At 43.3% G+C, this 16093-nt stretch carries 17 protein-coding genes and 1 tRNA gene; 9 read left to right on the forward strand and 9 right to left on the reverse strand.

The genetic code is table 11. The features are described 5' to 3' along the window. Nucleotides 1-116: 116 nt before the first annotated feature. A tRNA-Gly gene (locus ACP26M_RS02260) sits at nt 117-189 on the forward strand. Between the two features lie 334 nt (nt 190-523). Here ACP26M_RS02260 and ACP26M_RS02265 read toward each other — a convergent pair. The 3 genes from ACP26M_RS02265 to ACP26M_RS02275 form a co-directional block, all read right to left on the reverse strand. Next, on the reverse strand, nt 524-769 hold the full coding sequence (locus ACP26M_RS02265; RefSeq protein ID WP_426585770.1) for a hypothetical protein: 246 nt from the start codon (nt 767-769) through the stop codon (nt 524-526). A 45-nt stretch (nt 770-814) separates the two neighbouring features. Next, nucleotides 815-1201: a VOC family protein gene (locus ACP26M_RS02270; RefSeq protein WP_426585772.1), complete on the reverse strand. Its 387-nt coding sequence runs from the start codon at nt 1199-1201 to the stop codon at nt 815-817. Nucleotides 1202-1403: 202 nt separating this feature from the next. Beyond that, entirely contained in the window at nt 1404-1775 is a 372-nt protein-coding gene (locus ACP26M_RS02275) for a hypothetical protein (protein ID WP_426585774.1), read from the reverse strand. 118 nt (nt 1776-1893) lie between these two features. Between ACP26M_RS02275 and ACP26M_RS02280 the strand changes: the two genes are divergently transcribed. The 3 genes from ACP26M_RS02280 to ACP26M_RS02290 all read left to right on the forward strand — a co-directional run bounded on the left by ACP26M_RS02280 (nt 1894) and on the right by ACP26M_RS02290 (nt 7615). Continuing rightward, nucleotides 1894-2541: an RNA polymerase sigma factor gene (locus ACP26M_RS02280; RefSeq protein WP_426585776.1), complete on the forward strand. Its 648-nt coding sequence runs from the start codon at nt 1894-1896 to the stop codon at nt 2539-2541. 211 nt (nt 2542-2752) lie between these two features. Further along, on the forward strand, nt 2753-3829 hold the full coding sequence (locus ACP26M_RS02285; protein WP_426585778.1) for a YncE family protein: 1077 nt from the start codon (nt 2753-2755) through the stop codon (nt 3827-3829). Nucleotides 3830-3976: 147 nt separating this feature from the next. Continuing rightward, nucleotides 3977-7615, forward strand: a complete 3639-nt coding sequence (locus tag ACP26M_RS02290) for a family 78 glycoside hydrolase catalytic domain (RefSeq protein WP_426585780.1) — start codon at nt 3977-3979, stop codon at nt 7613-7615. An 88-nt stretch (nt 7616-7703) separates the two neighbouring features. On the opposite strand, the gene ACP26M_RS02295 is transcribed toward ACP26M_RS02290, so the two are convergent. Further along, nucleotides 7704-8114 (reverse strand): cupin domain-containing protein, encoded by a 411-nt coding sequence (locus ACP26M_RS02295; RefSeq protein ID WP_176628627.1) that lies wholly within the window; start codon nt 8112-8114, stop codon nt 7704-7706. A gap of 74 nt (nt 8115-8188) precedes the next feature. Next, nucleotides 8189-9487 (reverse strand): epoxide hydrolase family protein, encoded by a 1299-nt coding sequence (locus tag ACP26M_RS02300; protein WP_426585783.1) that lies wholly within the window; start codon nt 9485-9487, stop codon nt 8189-8191. Between the two features lie 282 nt (nt 9488-9769). Between ACP26M_RS02300 and ACP26M_RS02305 the strand changes: the two genes are divergently transcribed. Further along, on the forward strand, nt 9770-10924 hold the full coding sequence (locus ACP26M_RS02305; protein WP_426585785.1) for an ankyrin repeat domain-containing protein: 1155 nt from the start codon (nt 9770-9772) through the stop codon (nt 10922-10924). A 133-nt stretch (nt 10925-11057) separates the two neighbouring features. Here ACP26M_RS02305 and ACP26M_RS02310 read toward each other — a convergent pair whose 3' ends face one another. Beyond that, nucleotides 11058-11573: a hypothetical protein gene (locus tag ACP26M_RS02310; protein WP_426585787.1), complete on the reverse strand. Its 516-nt coding sequence runs from the start codon at nt 11571-11573 to the stop codon at nt 11058-11060. 343 nt (nt 11574-11916) lie between these two features. On the opposite strand from ACP26M_RS02310, the gene ACP26M_RS02315 reads away from it, so the two are divergent. From ACP26M_RS02315 to ACP26M_RS02325, 3 genes are read left to right on the forward strand one after another with little or no spacing between them, the layout of a single operon-like run. Continuing rightward, the gene (locus ACP26M_RS02315; protein ID WP_426585789.1) at nt 11917-12360 is read left to right on the forward strand and encodes an Hsp20/alpha crystallin family protein; all 444 of its coding nucleotides are present in this window, start codon (nt 11917-11919) and stop codon (nt 12358-12360) included. 57 nt (nt 12361-12417) lie between these two features. Further along, complete coding sequence (locus tag ACP26M_RS02320; RefSeq protein WP_426585791.1) at nt 12418-12732, forward strand: hypothetical protein; 315 nt, start codon at nt 12418-12420, stop codon at nt 12730-12732. Further along, nucleotides 12710-12913 carry a hypothetical protein gene (locus tag ACP26M_RS02325; RefSeq protein ID WP_426585793.1) on the forward strand — a complete coding sequence of 68 codons (204 nt, stop codon included), beginning with the start codon at nt 12710-12712 and terminating at the stop codon, nt 12911-12913. Before ACP26M_RS02320 ends, ACP26M_RS02325 begins: the two co-directional genes overlap by 23 nt. 107 nt (nt 12914-13020) lie before the next feature. On the opposite strand, the gene ACP26M_RS02330 is transcribed toward ACP26M_RS02325, so the two are convergent. From ACP26M_RS02330 to queD, 3 genes are all read right to left on the reverse strand, one after another. Continuing rightward, complete coding sequence (locus ACP26M_RS02330) at nt 13021-13710, reverse strand: OmpW/AlkL family protein (protein ID WP_426585795.1); 690 nt, start codon at nt 13708-13710, stop codon at nt 13021-13023. A gap of 284 nt (nt 13711-13994) precedes the next feature. Beyond that, nucleotides 13995-15029, reverse strand: coding sequence for an alcohol dehydrogenase AdhP (adhP, locus tag ACP26M_RS02335; protein ID WP_426585797.1), 1035 nt, complete (start codon nt 15027-15029; stop codon nt 13995-13997). A gap of 156 nt (nt 15030-15185) precedes the next feature. After that, nucleotides 15186-15542, reverse strand: coding sequence for a 6-carboxytetrahydropterin synthase QueD (queD, locus tag ACP26M_RS02340; RefSeq protein WP_426585799.1), 357 nt, complete (start codon nt 15540-15542; stop codon nt 15186-15188). A gap of 345 nt (nt 15543-15887) precedes the next feature. Between queD and ACP26M_RS02345 the strand changes: the two genes are divergently transcribed. Further along, nucleotides 15888-16067, forward strand: coding sequence for a hypothetical protein (locus ACP26M_RS02345; RefSeq protein ID WP_426585801.1), 180 nt, complete (start codon nt 15888-15890; stop codon nt 16065-16067). Nucleotides 16068-16093: the final 26 nt, after the last annotated feature.

Below are 16093 nucleotides of genomic sequence, written 5' to 3' on the forward strand. Positions count from 1 at the left end.
TATTGAATTTTAATCCGTGTAAATAATTGATTAAAAGTGTATTAAATTTAATGTGCGAAATTTCAAAAAATATTTTGCCAGCACATGGTGGAAGTTATATATTTGCGGCCACCAACGCGAAAGTAGCTCAGTTGGTAGAGCACGACCTTGCCAAGGTCGGGGTCGCGAGTTCGAATCTCGTCTTTCGCTCTTAAGCCTTTCCCTATTCAGGGAGGGGCTTTTTTATACCTCATATATTATCTATTCAACCACCCGATTAAGGAATAATTGGAGATCAGGCAGAAATTTGAAATGCTTAAATTAACCCGAAGAAATAGCTGCGTTTTTACTGCTTCCAATTGGGTTGAGATCATTTTAGTAAAAGCATATCTGTAACAATATCAATACAATGAAGATAGATAGTGAGGGTTGGCCGAGGCAGCGTCATGACAGGGTTAATTCTTCCCCGGTTCGGGAAAGTTTGTATACGCCAATTGGGCTTATGGGCAAGTATAAAAGTTGATTTATCTGTAAAACTCCCGTGTTATTTCAGGAAAGTTTTGCGGTAACTGTACCAGCGGATAACTTTTAATAGCTCATCCTCTGAAATAATATTATTGCCTGTGGGCTGGAAAACCAGTTCTTTATCCAGTATTGTGGCCCGCAACAGTTGGGACGAACCCGGACTGGTTTGCGTTTCCGGTTCGAAAACGCAGACGCTACTACCTGAACCGGGAATTAAGATAACATCGACCCCACCTACGGAGTTTAGTAAATAATTTTGATCCATGCTATACCTTTTGCAAAAAGTATACCCCTTTAGTAACTATCTCTATCAACGGGGATGACCGAAAAATAAAATATAACCATCAGCATCTGCCAATTCAAAGCCGCGCAAGCCATCAGGAGTATTTTGTAACGGTACAGTGAAACTAACACCGCGCGATATAAACTCTGCGGACAGCGTATCCGGGTCAGGTACATTAACATATGCGTCCCACCGGGCATCCGGGCCCTGCTTGTGGTTCGGATGCGGGGCCTCGCCTACAGATTTCAGGAAGATCATTGCCCCATCCCGCTGTACAATAGCAAAAAACGGATCGTGATCCGGCTCCTGGAAAACGGTATCAAAACCGAGTTTCTCCCGATAAAAGGATATTGCCGTTGTGACATTGCGTACAATGAAGAATGGAGCAATGCCGGCTATATGTGGCTGATTCATAACTTGATTTTACAAGACTACAGATATAGATATATGAAGCAGGTACTGGATTGGCAATATGTGAAATATGTTTCTCCTTACTGAATAATGTGAATATATAAATAAGTCTGTCGGATATAAGTCTTATCCGACAGATTTGCATCGCAATGTCCTTTATGGCCCGTTATAAATAATTGTACAACACGGTAAAGTGCTTATGATGTTAATTTTTGACTGTAGTAGATAGTTTTGCTAATGAGAAGGCACCGATTGCCATTACAATGTCACGCACAGCCACATCTAAATAGGTTCCGCTTGCCAATAAACTCAATGCAATTAATACTAACCAGGCACTAACAAGATAAGCTCCTTTTTGCGGATTTAAAAAAACTAATATTCCGGCCACAATTTCAATTACACCAACAATCATCATAAATACATGTTCGCTGAAAGGCAGCATGGTTTTAATTGTTGGATTGAGATAATGTGACCAATCGGTCAATAGGTTGGTGAATTTGTCGGCTCCCGCTACAACAGGCACTAAACCATAAGTAAACTTTAAAAGAGTTTGAGTGTTTTTAGTTTGATCTTCCATGATTATTTTGAATTAATATCCATTAGAGATTGCCTTTGAACAAAGGGTTACAAAGTTTAATTAGAGGTAATCTGTAACCCTTCAGCTTTACAGTGCTCTATTATATAAATCAGATTTTATGAACCCACCTGCCGATCATATGACAGATACTTTCAGTGACGAGGAGATTGTAAAACGAGTAGTTAATGGCGAAAAGCATTTGTACGAAAAACTAATGCGCAAATTCAACGAAAGATTGTATAGGATCAGCATGTCCATCATTAACGACGATAAGGAGGCTGAAGACATTATGCAAACGGCCTACCTGAACGCCTATCGCCAGTTGTCTAATTTCAAACATCAATCGAGTTTTAGCACCTGGCTAATCCGGATCCTGATTAACGAGAGCCTGTTGCACAAAAAGAGGAAAGTTCAATTAGAAAAAACACTTACCGAACATATTCGCATTGATCACCAACCTGAAACACCTTTAGATAATCTTATGAACAAAGAATTAAAAGCTATTTTAGAAAAGGCGGTATTAACGCTCCCCGAAAAATACAGGTTGGTATTTGTAATGAGGGAGATACAGGGAATGACCACTAATGAAACAATGGAAGTGCTGGAAATAGGGGAGTCTAATGTTAAAATAAGATTGAACCGGGCCAAAGAAATGTTACGCACCGAGTTAAATAGTTATTGGCAGCCCGGAGAACTTCTGGAATTTAACCTTACTCGTTGTGATGTGATCGTTAATTATGTGATGCATAAAATCAATGCAGGTTGATAATAATGTTATCAAAAATTTGGGTTTTACTATAGTTAATCTATTAAAACAAACCGCGATGGGTAACAATCTGGTCTTCGTCGATTTGTTTGCCACCGGCAGAGATAGCAAAGCTGGGATCAGTATATTTGCTTTAAGGAGAGATCACTCTTAATGATCGGCTTCGTTACTTTTAAACGACTTATAAACCGCCCTTCAATTAGTAAACCGAATGAATAAAACAGCATTCGCCCCCAATTTTAAAGCGATGAGATTTGACATGGTCAAATTACTCGTCGTAAGCATATTATGGATTCCGATGGTTTTTATTTCAAACAAATGTTCAGCGCAGGCCACACCCTCGCGGGTTTTACTTGCACTTTCAAAAGGCGATCATAATTTGGCGATCATAAATCCGGTGACTTTAAAGGTTATCGCGCGTATTCCTGTGGGATCCGATCCTCATGAAGTTATTGCCTCAGCCGATGGAAAGACGGCTTATGTTTCCATCTACGGTGGAGGAAGCCTGCACGAGCTGAGCGTAATTGATCTTGTGGCGCAAAAAGCGCTGCCCGCCATTGATACCAAACCATTGATGGGGCCGCATGGACTCACATTTGCAGGAGGAAAAGTTTGGTTCTCGGCCGAAGGCGCTAAAGCTGTTGGCCGCTATGATCCTGCAACCGGCAAATTTGACTGGGCCATGGGAACAGGCCAGGACAGAACTCACATGATCTATGTAACCGATGATGGAAAAAAGGTGTTCACCACAAATGTATCTTCAGCAACGGTAAGCATTTTGGAGGATAGTTTGCTGAAGCCAATGGGACCTCCGGGCGGTTTTGCACCTCCGGCACGCCATGACTGGGTACAAACTGTTATCCCGGTAGCCAAAGGCTCCGAGGGTTTTGATGTATCACCCAACGGGCGCGAATTGTGGACTGCAGGTGCTGAGGATGGCAATATTTCGATCATCGATATCACGGCCAAAAAGGTAACTGCCACAATTGATGCAAAGGTAACGGGTGCCAACCGGCTTAAGTTCACACCGGATGGTAAACGTATTCTGGTTACGAGCCTCCGCACTGGCGACCTGTTTATTTTTGATGCAGTATCGCGCCAGGAGTTGAAACGTATAAATACAGGGCATGGCGCGGCCGGCATCCTGGTTGATGATGACGGATCACGTGCATTCATAGGTTGCACCGGCGATAATTATGTGGCAGTGATCGACCTCAATAAATTAGAGGTTGCCGGGCATATTGATATTCGCGGGGCTGATGGTTTGGCCTGGGCGGTGAGGCGTTGATGCTGCGATATTTATTAGCTTTAGGCTTCGCATTTTGCTTTTAGTCCTATAAAAAAGTATTTGCAATCAACGGGGTAAGTAAAGGACAGTTGACTACTTTTTAATTAGCATATTGCTTTACCAATTATTTTTACTGTAAACCCAATTATGACAAAAAATCCTGCCCCGATAGCTAAACCGGCTATCCTGATTTTATTAATGTTATTTTCATTTATACAAATTAACCTTTACGGTGCTGTAAAAGGGACCCGGATAGTTAACCTACAGGTGGAATATACTGATCATCCTATTGGGATTGATGTTAAACTGCCCCGGTTTAGCTGGCAAATGCTGGCCACTGAAGGATCGAGAGGCTATAACCAGGTTGCTTATCAGATCATCGTAAAAGATGCACAGGGAAAAGTGGTATGGAATAGCACCAGAATAAAAAGCGGAACAGCCTTAGCTGTGGTTTACGCAGGCTCGCCGCTTAAAGCCGCAACCCGCTATAGCTGGACGGTAACTGTTTGGGATCAGGCAGGCGGTGTTTCTTCCTCGGGCTCCTGGTTTGAAACGGGGCTCATGGACACGGGAATGTCGGCATGGGATGGCGCGCAATGGATAGGGGGAGGAGATAATGACCTGGTGCTTTATGCACATTACCTGCCGCTGTATAACCTGAAATATAAAGTGGCTATCGCTCCGGGCAGCTCCAGGGCAAGCATGATTTTTGCCGCTAATGACCCACGGCTGATGGATAGTAACAGGAACATTTTTCAGCTTGCCAATAAAAAGAACCAATCTTATTTTAAAGTGGAGGTGGATATTTCAGGTCTGGATCAGGGAAGCAATGCACGCATCAACGTATACAGAGCAGGGTATTCGGAAAAAGATACATTGGGTAAAGTATTTAAAAGTTTTCCAATAAAAACCGACCTGATTGGCAACGGTAATAAGAACAAACAGCACTCCATATTGATCAATAATGAGCTTGGTACACTTACATTCACTGTTGATGATAATAAAACATTTTTAGCCGATGAGAAAGATGCAACTGCTATAGCCCAGCCTGTGCCTGCAAACCGCGACGCCGTGATAACACTTAATCCGCTTGGCCGCCATGATGTAATCTCTTTTGGAATGCTTGGGGAGATAGGTTTTTCTGTAGATAAAGGTCAGAAAGCCGAATTTTCTGAGCTGACGGTTTCCAATTTCAGGTCGCCGCGCAACAATTTATTCAGCGAAAAGCCCGAAGAAAATAATTACAAAGGGATTTTTAAAGAAGCTGTTATTACCCCTTCATCCGGTTTAGTTATAAAAGATGGGAAATATGAGGTAGATGGCGGAAGTGCAGGCGCATTTATCCTTGCCGATCCCAGTCATAACGCTATGCCCATGCTGCGGTCGGTGTTTAGTGCGAATAAAGCTATTTCGAAAGCAAGGCTTTATGTCACTGCAAGAGGCATCTATGAAATTTATCTTAATGGTAAACGGGTAGGTAACGATTATTACAACCCCGGCCTTACACAATACAACAAAACTCATCTTTATCAAACCTATGATGTTACCAATATGATAGCCAAAGGTAAAAACGCTATCGGAGCTATGCTTGGTGAAGGCTGGTGGAGTGGGTTGTTAAGCTACGGCTCGGTCTGGAACCATTTTGGCGACAGGCAATCCTTATTAGCCAAGCTGGTTATTACTTATACTGATGGTTCGGAGGAAGTGATCAAAACCAATAACAAAAACTGGAAATATTTTAACGATGGCCCTGTTGTTTACAGCAGTCTGGATATGGGCGAGGTTGACGATGCCACAAAGGAAGTTGCAATTAAAGACTGGAACACGGTAGCTTATGATGATCACAACTGGCAAAAAGCGCAGGAAGTATCTCTAAAAGGAACAACATATACGGGGGATGACGTCGACTATTTCGGGAAAAAGATCCCGCTGGATTTTGATCATATTTCGATGATCGGGCAGATCGGAACATCGGCAGGAATTTATAAAACCCTTACTGCAAAAGGAGTGAGGGAAGTTAGAAAAGGTGTTTATGTATATAACATGGGACAAAATTTTGTAGGTGTGCCCAAGATCAGCATCAAAAATGGTATCGCCGGAAAAAAACTGACCTTGCGTTATGCCGAAATCCTGTATCCCAACCTGAAGGAGTCTGGTAAAAATGTAGGAATGATCATGACCGAAAATTACCGCGCAGCGCTGAGTCAGGATCTTTATATCATGAAGGATGGCGATCAGGTGATCCAACCGCATTTTACATCGCATGGTTATCAATATATCGAAATTACCGGCATTGACAAGCCTCTGCCGTTAGAGGATGTACAAGGCCTGGTTATAAGTTCCGTAAAAAAACTCACTGCCAATTATACTACCTCCAATCCAAAGGTAAACAAGCTATGGTCCAACCTAACGTGGTCAAACATCGATAACTTCCTCACTATACCAACCGATTGCCCGCAAAGGAATGAGCGGATGGGCTGGTCGGGCGATATCAGTATTTTTTCGCGTACTGCAACCTATGTATCCAATGCCGATCAGTTCCTGCGCAGACATATGCTGGCCATGCGTGATTTGCAAACTGAGCAAGGGCGATTTACCGATATAGCACCAGTTGGTGGTGGCTTTGGTGGTGTGATCTGGGGGAGTGCAGGCATTACTGTAGCCTGGGAAACTTACCAGCAATATAATGATGTATCATTACTTGCCGAACATTATGATGCCATGTGCAGGTATATGGATTACATCGACTCAACTATTGATCCTAAAACCGGCTTCAGTACGGATGGTGTGCTGGGCGATTGGCTTGGGCCACAGTATATGCAGCTTGGCACTGCTTTCCCGGTTACGGCTTATCATGTTTATGATTTGGGCATTATGGCAAAGGTGGCTGGCATTTTAGGAAAGAAAGATGATGCTGAGAAATTCAGGAAAAAATATGAAGAGCGAAAAGCTTTCTTCAACAAAACATTTGTTAACGCTGATAAAAAGGCAGTAGGTTTTGTTGGTGGTGGGATGTTCGGCGAGCCGGGCAAGAAAGAGTTTAAAGTTTCGGATACACAAACCGCCTATGCAACAGGTTTAGCTCTTGGTGTATTCAGCGACGAAAATGTCAGTTATATGGCAAAGAACCTTGAGGCTGCCGTTGAACGCGAGAACAAAGATGATCAGGAGATCGTCCGCCCGGCTTATTCCCTCATGACCGGCTTTGTAGGCACAGGGGGTATCAGTAAGGCGCTTTCAGATCATGGGCACTCGGAACTTGCTTATAAAATGTTGCAGAACGAGCATTACCCGTCATGGCTGTATGCTATTGACCAGGGCGCTACAACTATCTGGGAACGGCTGAACGGGTATACTGTAGAAAACGGCTTTGGCGGTAATAACAGCATGAATTCTTTTAACCACTATTCATTTGGTGCTGTTGGTCAATGGATGATTGCTTATTCCATCGGAATCCAGCGTGATGAACCTGGTTTTAAGAAATTTATTTTGCAGCCTGAACCTGACCCGACCGGGGAGATGACCTGGGCTAAAGGATCTTATGATTCGCTTTATGGGCGCATAAACAGTAGCTGGTCCGTAAGCGGTAAAACATTGACCTATGATGCAACTGTTCCGGCGAATACCACAGCTACATTGTTTCTTCCGGCAAGTACTGTTAAAGGGATAACAGAAGGTGGTAAGCCTGTGGCGAGGGCAAAGGGTATCAGCTTTATCAGGTTTGAAGGAAAGAAAGCAATTTATCGTTTGATGCCGGGAGCTTACCGGTTTAAATCAAGCTTATAAAGCTGTGCCCGAAGCAATTTTGGAAGTATTGATCGCAATGATTATTGATGAGATTGGGGATCGATACTTCCAAAATCTATAATGGACCTTACTTGATCAATGTAACAAGTGGTTTATCTTTTTCAACAATATAGGTGGCAAGCTCACTCGCCTTAGTAGTACCCACATTTTTTACCGAATGCACGGTTCCGTAAGGAATGAACAAAACATCGCCTGCTTTAAGTGTTACCGGTTGTTGGCCTGCTACCTGGTATTCCAGTAACCCTTCAAGTACATAAATAATTTCTTCGCCGGGGTGTTTATGCTCAGGATAAGCCTTCCCTTTTTCAATATCTACACGGATCTGCACCATTTCGCGGCCAGGAACACTAAGGTCATGTCGCTGTAACTCCGTGCGGCCAGTTACCGTTTGCTGAGCCAGGACAGATGATGGAAGTGTAAGTACTGCAAGAGCTGTGATAATAATGGCAGTAGCCAATTTGTTTTTATTAGTTTTCATGTTTTTTTTGATTTTAATTGTTTGTAATTTATTTAAAAGCAGGCAATGTGATTACTCCATTACCCTAAAGTAAATTAACGCAGTTGTTTGAATGCTGCACGCAACTCTTCAGTAAATAATTGTGGTTGTTCCCACGCTGCGAAGTGACCACCCTTGTCAACCTCATGAAAATAAGTAAGGTTAGGATATGCACGCAGGGCCCAGGTTTCGGGAGCGCGATAAACATCTTCCGGAAATACGGTAATAGCTACCGGCAATTTGATCTCGGTGGTTTTTTGCGCAGTGGCGCTTATGGGGCCGCGTCCGGCATTTTCCCAATAAAGGCGCGCTGCAGAAGTACTGCTGTTTGTAAGCCAGTACAAAGTAAAGTCGTCGAGTACTTCATCTTTTGTTGGGTATTTGTCTGGGTCATCATCATAAGTCCATTGTGAAAAACCGGGATGAATTAGTAACCAGGCTGCAAGGCCGGCAGGTGAATCTGTTAAGCCATAGCCAATGGCCTGTGGCCTGGCAGTCATTATTACGTTGTATGCAGCGGCGCCTGTTTTTCTGTATTTGCTTAAGGCATTAAATACATCAAGTTCTTTACCTGAAAGTCCGGCAGGAGCGGGGCTGCCGGTGGTAAGCGCCGCATCTACTTCAACAGGTATTGTGGCCGGTAAATTGAGGTGAATGCCTGCCAAACCTGCCGGCGCCTGCCTGCCCATTGCTTCGGTGATAACTGCGCCCCAATCGCCGCCTTGTGCCGCGTAATGGGTGTATCCAAGTCGTTTCATAAGCACATCCCATGCGCGGGCAATGCGCTCTGGGCCCCAGCCAGCTTCGGTTGGTTTGCCAGAGAAGCCATAACCCGGTAGGGATGGAATCACTACATCAAAAGCATCTTCTGCCCGGCCCCCAAATGCGGTCGGATTAGTAAGCGGGCCAATGATCTTAAGTAATTCAAACACAGAACCAGGCCAGCCATGTGAAATAATGAGCGGCAATGCATTTTTGTATGGTGAGCGTACATGAATAAAGTGGATGTTAACGCCATCAATTGTAGTTGTAAATTGTGGCAAAGCATTTAGTTTTTCTTCAGCTTTGCGCCAATCGTAGCCCTTGCCCCAATAATTAACAAGTTCCTGTAGCTTTTCAAGCTGAGCACCTTGTGAACGGTCGGCAACGGTTTCATGATCTGGCCAGCGCGTTGCTGCTATGCGGCGTTTAAGATCAGTGAGTTTTTTTTGAGGAATATAAACCTTGAAAGGGCGAATGACTTCATTGGATTGTACTTCGGCAGGAGTTCCCGTTTGCGCATAGCCGGTTGTGCCCTGCACCAGAAAGGTTCCTGCAATAATGGTACTTACAAGAAGGTTTTTTACAGTTTTCATTGTTTGAGTATCTAATTTTTGGTAAAACTACAGCAGTAGCTATCCGTTATAAAGCTCCTTTATGGTGAAGCGGACTAACTAATCCTTCAGACAGACATTAACGGATGCAAAAGTCAGGTTAAGGAGGAGGAAATGACCGCTTACCGGCCGAAAAAGAATAGCTAACAAGATTTGACTAATGTATATTTGATAAACAATTGCCAATATATAAATCACTTAAATCAGGCTTTAAGATTGCCAGTTTTATACTTCTAAAAAAATGAAGTTTTAACGAATAAAATCATGACTGACATATCTATAACCCAAAAGAGTATAGCAGACCAGGCAGCCCGCGATGGCAATGTTACTACCCTGGCTGATTTTATACTGAATTATGGCGATAGGTCACAGTTGTCGCAGTGGTTTGGGGATACGGGTTATCAACCGGAAAATAGCCCCGAGGAGAATGCCCGGTTAATTATATCTCATGCAAACTATTTTGATAGCTGGGCACATTATGAAAAATTTAAAACCGGGTTATCAGCAAATCCGTCCTTGCAGCAATTTGAGCAAGCGGCAGATGCTATAGCTGCCGGAGATGCAGGTACACTCAAAAGCCTGCTGGCACAAAGGCCTGGCCTGATAAATGAGCGTTCGCGGCGCAATCATCACAGCACATTGTTAAATTATGTTGGTGCAAATGGCTTTGAAGTATGGCGCCAGAAAACGCCACAAAATGCCGTGGAAATTGCGGCTATACTTTTAGATGCAGGCGCAGAAGCTGAGGCCTGGGGCGATATGTACCGGGGAACATCTACCCTCGGGCTTGTTGCCACAAGTGCGCACCCGGTTATAGCCGGGGTACAGGAGGACCTGATGGATATCCTGATCAGGCATGGTGCCGACCCCAATCATGCGGTAGCTGCGGATTATACCGATGGCAACCTGATCCTGGCCTGTCTGCATAATGGCCGTTATGAACCTGTCCGTTATCTTGCTTCCAAAGGCGCGGAAGTTGAATTGGAAGGTGCCGGTGGTATTGGCGACCTGGAAAAGGTTAAATCTTATTTTAATGATCAGGGAGAACTTATTAGTAAAAGCATGGCTGCGAAGCGCGATGGCTGCCTGATCTGGGCTTGTGTTTGCGGTCATCGCCCGGTAGTTGAATTTTTACTGAAGCATGGCTGCGGCGTACGCACCGTTTGGGACAATACCACGCCACTCCATTCGGCAGCCTACGGGGGGCAGGTAGAACTGGTAAAGATGCTGCTGAACGAAGGCGCAGACATGGAAGCATTGAATGGATACGGAGGCACTGTATTGGGCTCCACGCTTTGGGGTCTGTACAACAGCCGGAGACCCGGCCACCTGGAAATCATGGAAATACTGATCGACTCGGGTGCAATTATTAAGGACGGCTGGCAAATTTATATTGATAAAAAAAGGTCTGAAACATAGCCTGAGCCTATGAAATGAGCTCGTGCTGCATAACCAAAGTGACTATAACAATCAATGGAAATGAAACAGCAAAAGGAAAGTCTTCGCCCTCCGCCAGCGCCAGTTTGAGGAGGAGTTATTTTATTGCAATTTCCTACATGTCAATCGATCTTAATTTAGTCGACGGGTTAGCCATATTCATCGAAAAAAGATTTTCGGGTAGTATGATATCCGGGTATTTATCCATCATATAAGCCTTTTGAACGGGAACGTCAAATGCCCTGATCACGCGCTGGTTAAATGTTTTAACCTTGATAGTTTCGCTGTTTATGCGGAGGAGGATCATCGGTTGCGGCGCTCCGTTTACCTGTACGCTGTAATTATAATCTATCCCCTGAAAATAGATAGTAGTTTCATAACCGAATTCATAAACCTCTTTGGCTTTTTTGATCTTTTTTGATTTAACAGAAAGGATCAGGTAAAAAATACCAGCCCACGCAAGCAGCAATGGTACATATATTTTCCAGCCGCCCATGCTGCCAAAAAAGACTATTAAGGGTGCTCCGAAGCAAAGGTTAAACATCAATCCAAAACTGGCATAAAATGGTTTGGAATAAAAGTAACTGATCCTTCTGTTCACATCATCTGTTATTAACCTGATAGGCACCATGATTTTGTACTTTATGATTCAAACCAAAATAAAATAGTTATTGTTTTGGGGCCAAAGAACGGTGGATATTTTAGTTTGCCGCGATTCTACTAATGCTTTTTTATCTTGAACAAAGCGGCACACGGTCGTAAAAATATCAACCATTGTTGCTTTGTTTTAATGCAAATGTTAAAAAGCAAATGGTATATTGAATATTTGTCAGGTCGAACTGAAAAAAAAGCATTTTTTGTGAAATTTTTTCAGTGATCTCAAGTGTTTATTCTACTGGCATTGGCTTTGAATTGAATGAACTGGTTTAATTAATATAAGTTTTAATCATTAATTTATTTAAGGAGGAAGACCTATGACATTGGTTAAATTTAATGCCGACAAAAAGAATAACAGTTCGTTATTACCGTCATTTAATGATGTTTTTGAATCAATCTTAAACGATTCTTTTTTCAATGACCGCCTGGTAGCGCGCGTTCCCGCAGCTAACATCAGCGAAACCGAGGATCATTATCATGTTGAACTGGCTGCGCCCGGCCTGAAAAAAGAAGATTTCAAAATTAACCTTGATCGCAATGTGCTGCACATTTCGGTAGAACGACAAAACGAAAGCAGCGACGTTCAAAAAAATTACAGTAAACGTGAGTATAGTTACAGTTCATTTGTACGTTCGTTTACGTTGCCCGACAGCGCCAACGCCGAAAATATTGAGGCGTCTTATACAGACGGCGTCCTGAAGATCGATATTGCTAAACACGAAGAAGCTAAGGCTATACGCAGGCAAATTGAAATTAAATAAGTGGATTAGTTTTTTAAATGAGGCTCCTGTTAAAGCAGGAGCCTTTAATTTATAGCTATGGAACTCGGGTTTTATATTTTGCTGAGCGTTAGAACACCGGCAGGATTTGATAGTTATGGACAGTATTTTCTGGGTAATGACCGAAATTTCGCCGACCTGCTTTTTGACAGCTTTAAGGGTAGAGAACCTTCGGGCTCCGATTTACTGCATATCGACCTGATGGAAACGACGGATGAAATCCCGGTAAAAATCAAGTCGATATCCTGTACACTTGAGGAGCTAACCTGTAATATCAAATTGATTGTCCGGGGTATCTTCCGGCAGAAAAACCTCACAGAATTTAACGGATATGGACAGGCAACAATGGAGTGAAATGCTCATCGGTATGCTCACGATACTGGTGTTATTGACAGAATTGTTTTTATGGTTAACCAGCCCAGGTCACCGCTTGCCCGAAATGAATCAGAAATTATTGCTCACCGGTGTGTTACTTTGGATATCGGGCATTCTTTTCCGTATAAACAAAACCGACAGCGATGACTGGGCGATATAATATTGAAACGTTTGTTCTGCCCTTAACTTCGTGAAGTCGTATTCTTTTACTGACGGGGTGTAGTCTTAGTACACCAGGTTTTCACGCGGCATTTTTGCGATAAGAAATTAAAAACGGTAACCCATACCTACGCCGATGATCCAGGGCCTGATTTTTACATCAGCCGGTATGTTTTTCAAAACCGGCGCAAGTTCGGGTTTGCCCGCAGGCGTTAAATTGGATGCATCAACCTTTACATCGGTAGAGAGAAATATTTTCTTCAGATCAATATTCAAGAATACTTTTTTACTGATATCGAGATCAGCACCCAACTGAGTTGCAAAAGCAAAACTGTTGTTGTAATCAATGCCGCCTACGGTTGGACCTTTATCGGCATTGTAAAAAATAGTGTAGTTAAGCCCCGCGCCGATATAGGGTTTAAAAAGGGTACCTGTGGGCAAATGATATTGCAAAGTAAGCGTAGGCGGAAGCAACCATACTTTACCGAGATCAACATCGGCCGAAGAGCCGGCACCAATAGCACTCAGGTTGGAGCCTTTTGTTTTTACCTGGTGTTTTGTTGTCGCCAGGATTAATTCTGCAGAAAAGTTTTTGGCAAAAAAGTAGGTAAAATCGAGCTCGGGAACAACGGTATTGGAAATGTTCACGTTTCCGCCGATAACGCCTATCGTCGCGCTTTCCTGGGGGATAACCCCAATTGCCCTGATGCGGATGTCCCATTCATTTTTTTGCTGAGCGAAAGCGGTTATCCCGTTTAATAAAAATAAGATTACGGTAGTAAAGAAAATCTTTTTCATAATGATTTGTATTAAATTATGGGTCAAATGTATCCCGCAGGTGATAAATTTTGCCTGACAGGAAACAGTTGTTCTCATGATACTTATCATTTCACGTTTACCCGGTTTATTACCGGAGACAACCCGGAATCGAGCATAATACCGACGCTGCCCGCAATAAAAAAGATCCGCCCAGGGAGCGGATCTTTTTAAAGTAATTTAGTTTGAGGAGGCGCTTAGGTACGGTATATTGCGTCAATGAGCAGTTTGATCCGGCCTGCGGTAAAGTTTTTGTTATTTGCAGATTAGGGTTTAGCTATTTCAAGTACAATCCGGCCGTCTACCTTACCATTTTTCAGGTCGGCCAAAATTGTATTGATGTCTTCTAACTTCGCGGTATGTATGGTGGCTTTAACTTTTCCTTCCACGGCGAACCCGATAGCTTCCTGCAGGTCTTTACGGGTACCTACAATTGATCCCCTGATGGTATAGCGGTTCAGCACGGTTTCAAATATGGGGAGGTCGAAACTACCGGGCGGTAATCCATTCAGCGCGATAGTCCCTTTTCTTCTTAACGCGGATATACCTTGTTTAAATGCGATGGGTGATACAGCGGTAACCAACACGCCATGCATACCCCCTGTTTCTTTTTGTAAAAACGCGCCGGGGTCGGTAGTTTTGGCATTAACGATCAGCTCGGCGCCAAGGTTTTTAGCTAATTCCAGTTTTGTATCGTCTACATCAATAGCCGCAACATGCATGCCCATGGCTTTGGCATATTGTACAGCTAAGTGCCCAAGGCCACCTATGCCGGAAATAGCTACCCATTCGCCGGGTTTGGTTTCCGTTTCTTTAAGGCCTTTGTAAACGGTAACACCCGCGCAAATGATCGGTGCCATCGCGGTACAATCCGAGCCTGCCGGGAAATGCCCAACATAACGGGAATCGGCCACTACATATTCTGCATAACCGCCGTCAACGCTATAGCCGCCATTTCGCTGGTCGTTACATAAGGTTTCCCAACCGGTAATACAAAACTCGCAGCATCCGCAGGCGCTGTACAGCCAGGGTACACCTACAATATCACCTTCCTTCAGGCCTTTAACATCAGGACCAAGCGCTACTACATAACCAATAGCCTCATGACCGGGAATCAGCGGCATTTTGGGTTTAACCGGCCAGTCGCCGTCTGCCGCGTGCAGGTCGGTATGGCAAACACCACTGGCTATTACTTTAACCAGTATCTCGTGCCGGCCCGGTTCGCGTACCGGCATTTCTTCTATTTGCAAAGGCTGGCCAAATTCGTGCACTACGGCGGCTTTCATTTTTTTAGGTATCATATTTTCAATGGCTTATGACTAATGATTTTTTTATTAATACAAAGCTTGCGGAATTTAGCCGCTTAAATAGTGATCAAAATCACCTCCTGTTATGATATGGCACATTCAATCTGGGGGGAGACTGCATGAAAATACAAGATGGGAAAGATAGCCGCGCTATTTTCCCTCGTAAATAACTCCCGATGTCGGCGTTTCTTTCAATTCAATTTTGGTAAGGCCATCCAATTTTCCTGTTATGCTGTTCCAGATCCATACGGCCAGGTTTTCGGCCGTGGGGTTTTCCAAACCATGGACCTCGTTCAGAATGGTATGGTCCAACTGATCAACTATTGGTTTAACCGCGTTTTTGATCAGGGCGAAGTCAAGTACCCATCCTTCGGGTGTTGTTACCTCGCCTTCAAAATAAACTGTTAAATGGTAGGTATGACCATGTATGTTCCTGCATTTGTGGTGCGGCGGAACGTTGGGTAAAAAATGTGCAGAATCGAAAGTGAAGCTTTTGTAAATGATCATATAATACGCTTTTTGCGGTTTTTAGTTTGCGGGCAAAAGAAACGCGGAGAGTACTCTGATAAAATGATCTGTATTTCTTTATTCGTTGATTGAAATCACTCGCGCATTGGTTAAAATATCTCCGGGTTATATTTACTATACCGGCAGCAATGATTTTCGAAGTATTTACCCGTATCCTTAAGTTCACAATGCGGTACAAGTTTTTTACGCGGCAAATAGTTTTTTATTATTGGTTTTTGGGGTTAGATGTTGTTTTATAGATGTTGACAATCAGATTGATAAATGACAATCGTCACTATTTTAACACCCGCTGCGCTGCAACTTTACGTCGTCAAGAACGATGTTATGAAAACACTTGAAAGCGATAAAATACCTGTTGTTTTTAGAATACACCTGCAAAAAAATGATGGTTATACAGCGGCTATTATTGACGGGCGGCTGGTTAAATATTGCGACATATATAATATTGATAACCAAGTTGATAGCCAGCTATGCAATATCGAGCCAAATCATAAAAAACGTTAATCATATCCATTAATCAATCCTTTAAG

This window comes from Mucilaginibacter sp. R-33, assembly GCF_049949235.1.
Taxonomy (GTDB): domain Bacteria; phylum Bacteroidota; class Bacteroidia; order Sphingobacteriales; family Sphingobacteriaceae; genus Mucilaginibacter.

Coding starts and splice junctions, on each gene's coding strand:
- queD (WP_426585799.1), bottom strand. CDS start 15,542: ATGATCATTTACAAAAGCTTCACTTTCGATTCTGCACATTTTTTACCC.
- adhP (WP_426585797.1), bottom strand. CDS start 15,029: ATGATACCTAAAAAAATGAAAGCCGCCGTAGTGCACGAATTTGGCCAG.
- ACP26M_RS02310 (WP_426585787.1), bottom strand. CDS start 11,573: ATGGTGCCTATCAGGTTAATAACAGATGATGTGAACAGAAGGATCAGT.
- ACP26M_RS02320 (WP_426585791.1), top strand. CDS start 12,418: ATGGAACTCGGGTTTTATATTTTGCTGAGCGTTAGAACACCGGCAGGA.
- ACP26M_RS02315 (WP_426585789.1), top strand. CDS start 11,917: ATGACATTGGTTAAATTTAATGCCGACAAAAAGAATAACAGTTCGTTA.
- ACP26M_RS02295 (WP_176628627.1), bottom strand. CDS start 8,114: ATGAAAACTAATAAAAACAAATTGGCTACTGCCATTATTATCACAGCT.
- ACP26M_RS02290 (WP_426585780.1), top strand. CDS start 3,977: ATGACAAAAAATCCTGCCCCGATAGCTAAACCGGCTATCCTGATTTTA.
- ACP26M_RS02300 (WP_426585783.1), bottom strand. CDS start 9,487: ATGAAAACTGTAAAAAACCTTCTTGTAAGTACCATTATTGCAGGAACC.
- ACP26M_RS02275 (WP_426585774.1), bottom strand. CDS start 1,775: ATGGAAGATCAAACTAAAAACACTCAAACTCTTTTAAAGTTTACTTAT.
- ACP26M_RS02325 (WP_426585793.1), top strand. CDS start 12,710: ATGGACAGGCAACAATGGAGTGAAATGCTCATCGGTATGCTCACGATA.
- ACP26M_RS02280 (WP_426585776.1), top strand. CDS start 1,894: ATGAACCCACCTGCCGATCATATGACAGATACTTTCAGTGACGAGGAG.
- ACP26M_RS02330 (WP_426585795.1), bottom strand. CDS start 13,710: ATGAAAAAGATTTTCTTTACTACCGTAATCTTATTTTTATTAAACGGG.
- ACP26M_RS02305 (WP_426585785.1), top strand. CDS start 9,770: ATGACTGACATATCTATAACCCAAAAGAGTATAGCAGACCAGGCAGCC.
- ACP26M_RS02265 (WP_426585770.1), bottom strand. CDS start 769: ATGGATCAAAATTATTTACTAAACTCCGTAGGTGGGGTCGATGTTATC.
- ACP26M_RS02270 (WP_426585772.1), bottom strand. CDS start 1,201: ATGAATCAGCCACATATAGCCGGCATTGCTCCATTCTTCATTGTACGC.
- ACP26M_RS02285 (WP_426585778.1), top strand. CDS start 2,753: ATGAATAAAACAGCATTCGCCCCCAATTTTAAAGCGATGAGATTTGAC.
- ACP26M_RS02345 (WP_426585801.1), top strand. CDS start 15,888: ATGAAAACACTTGAAAGCGATAAAATACCTGTTGTTTTTAGAATACAC.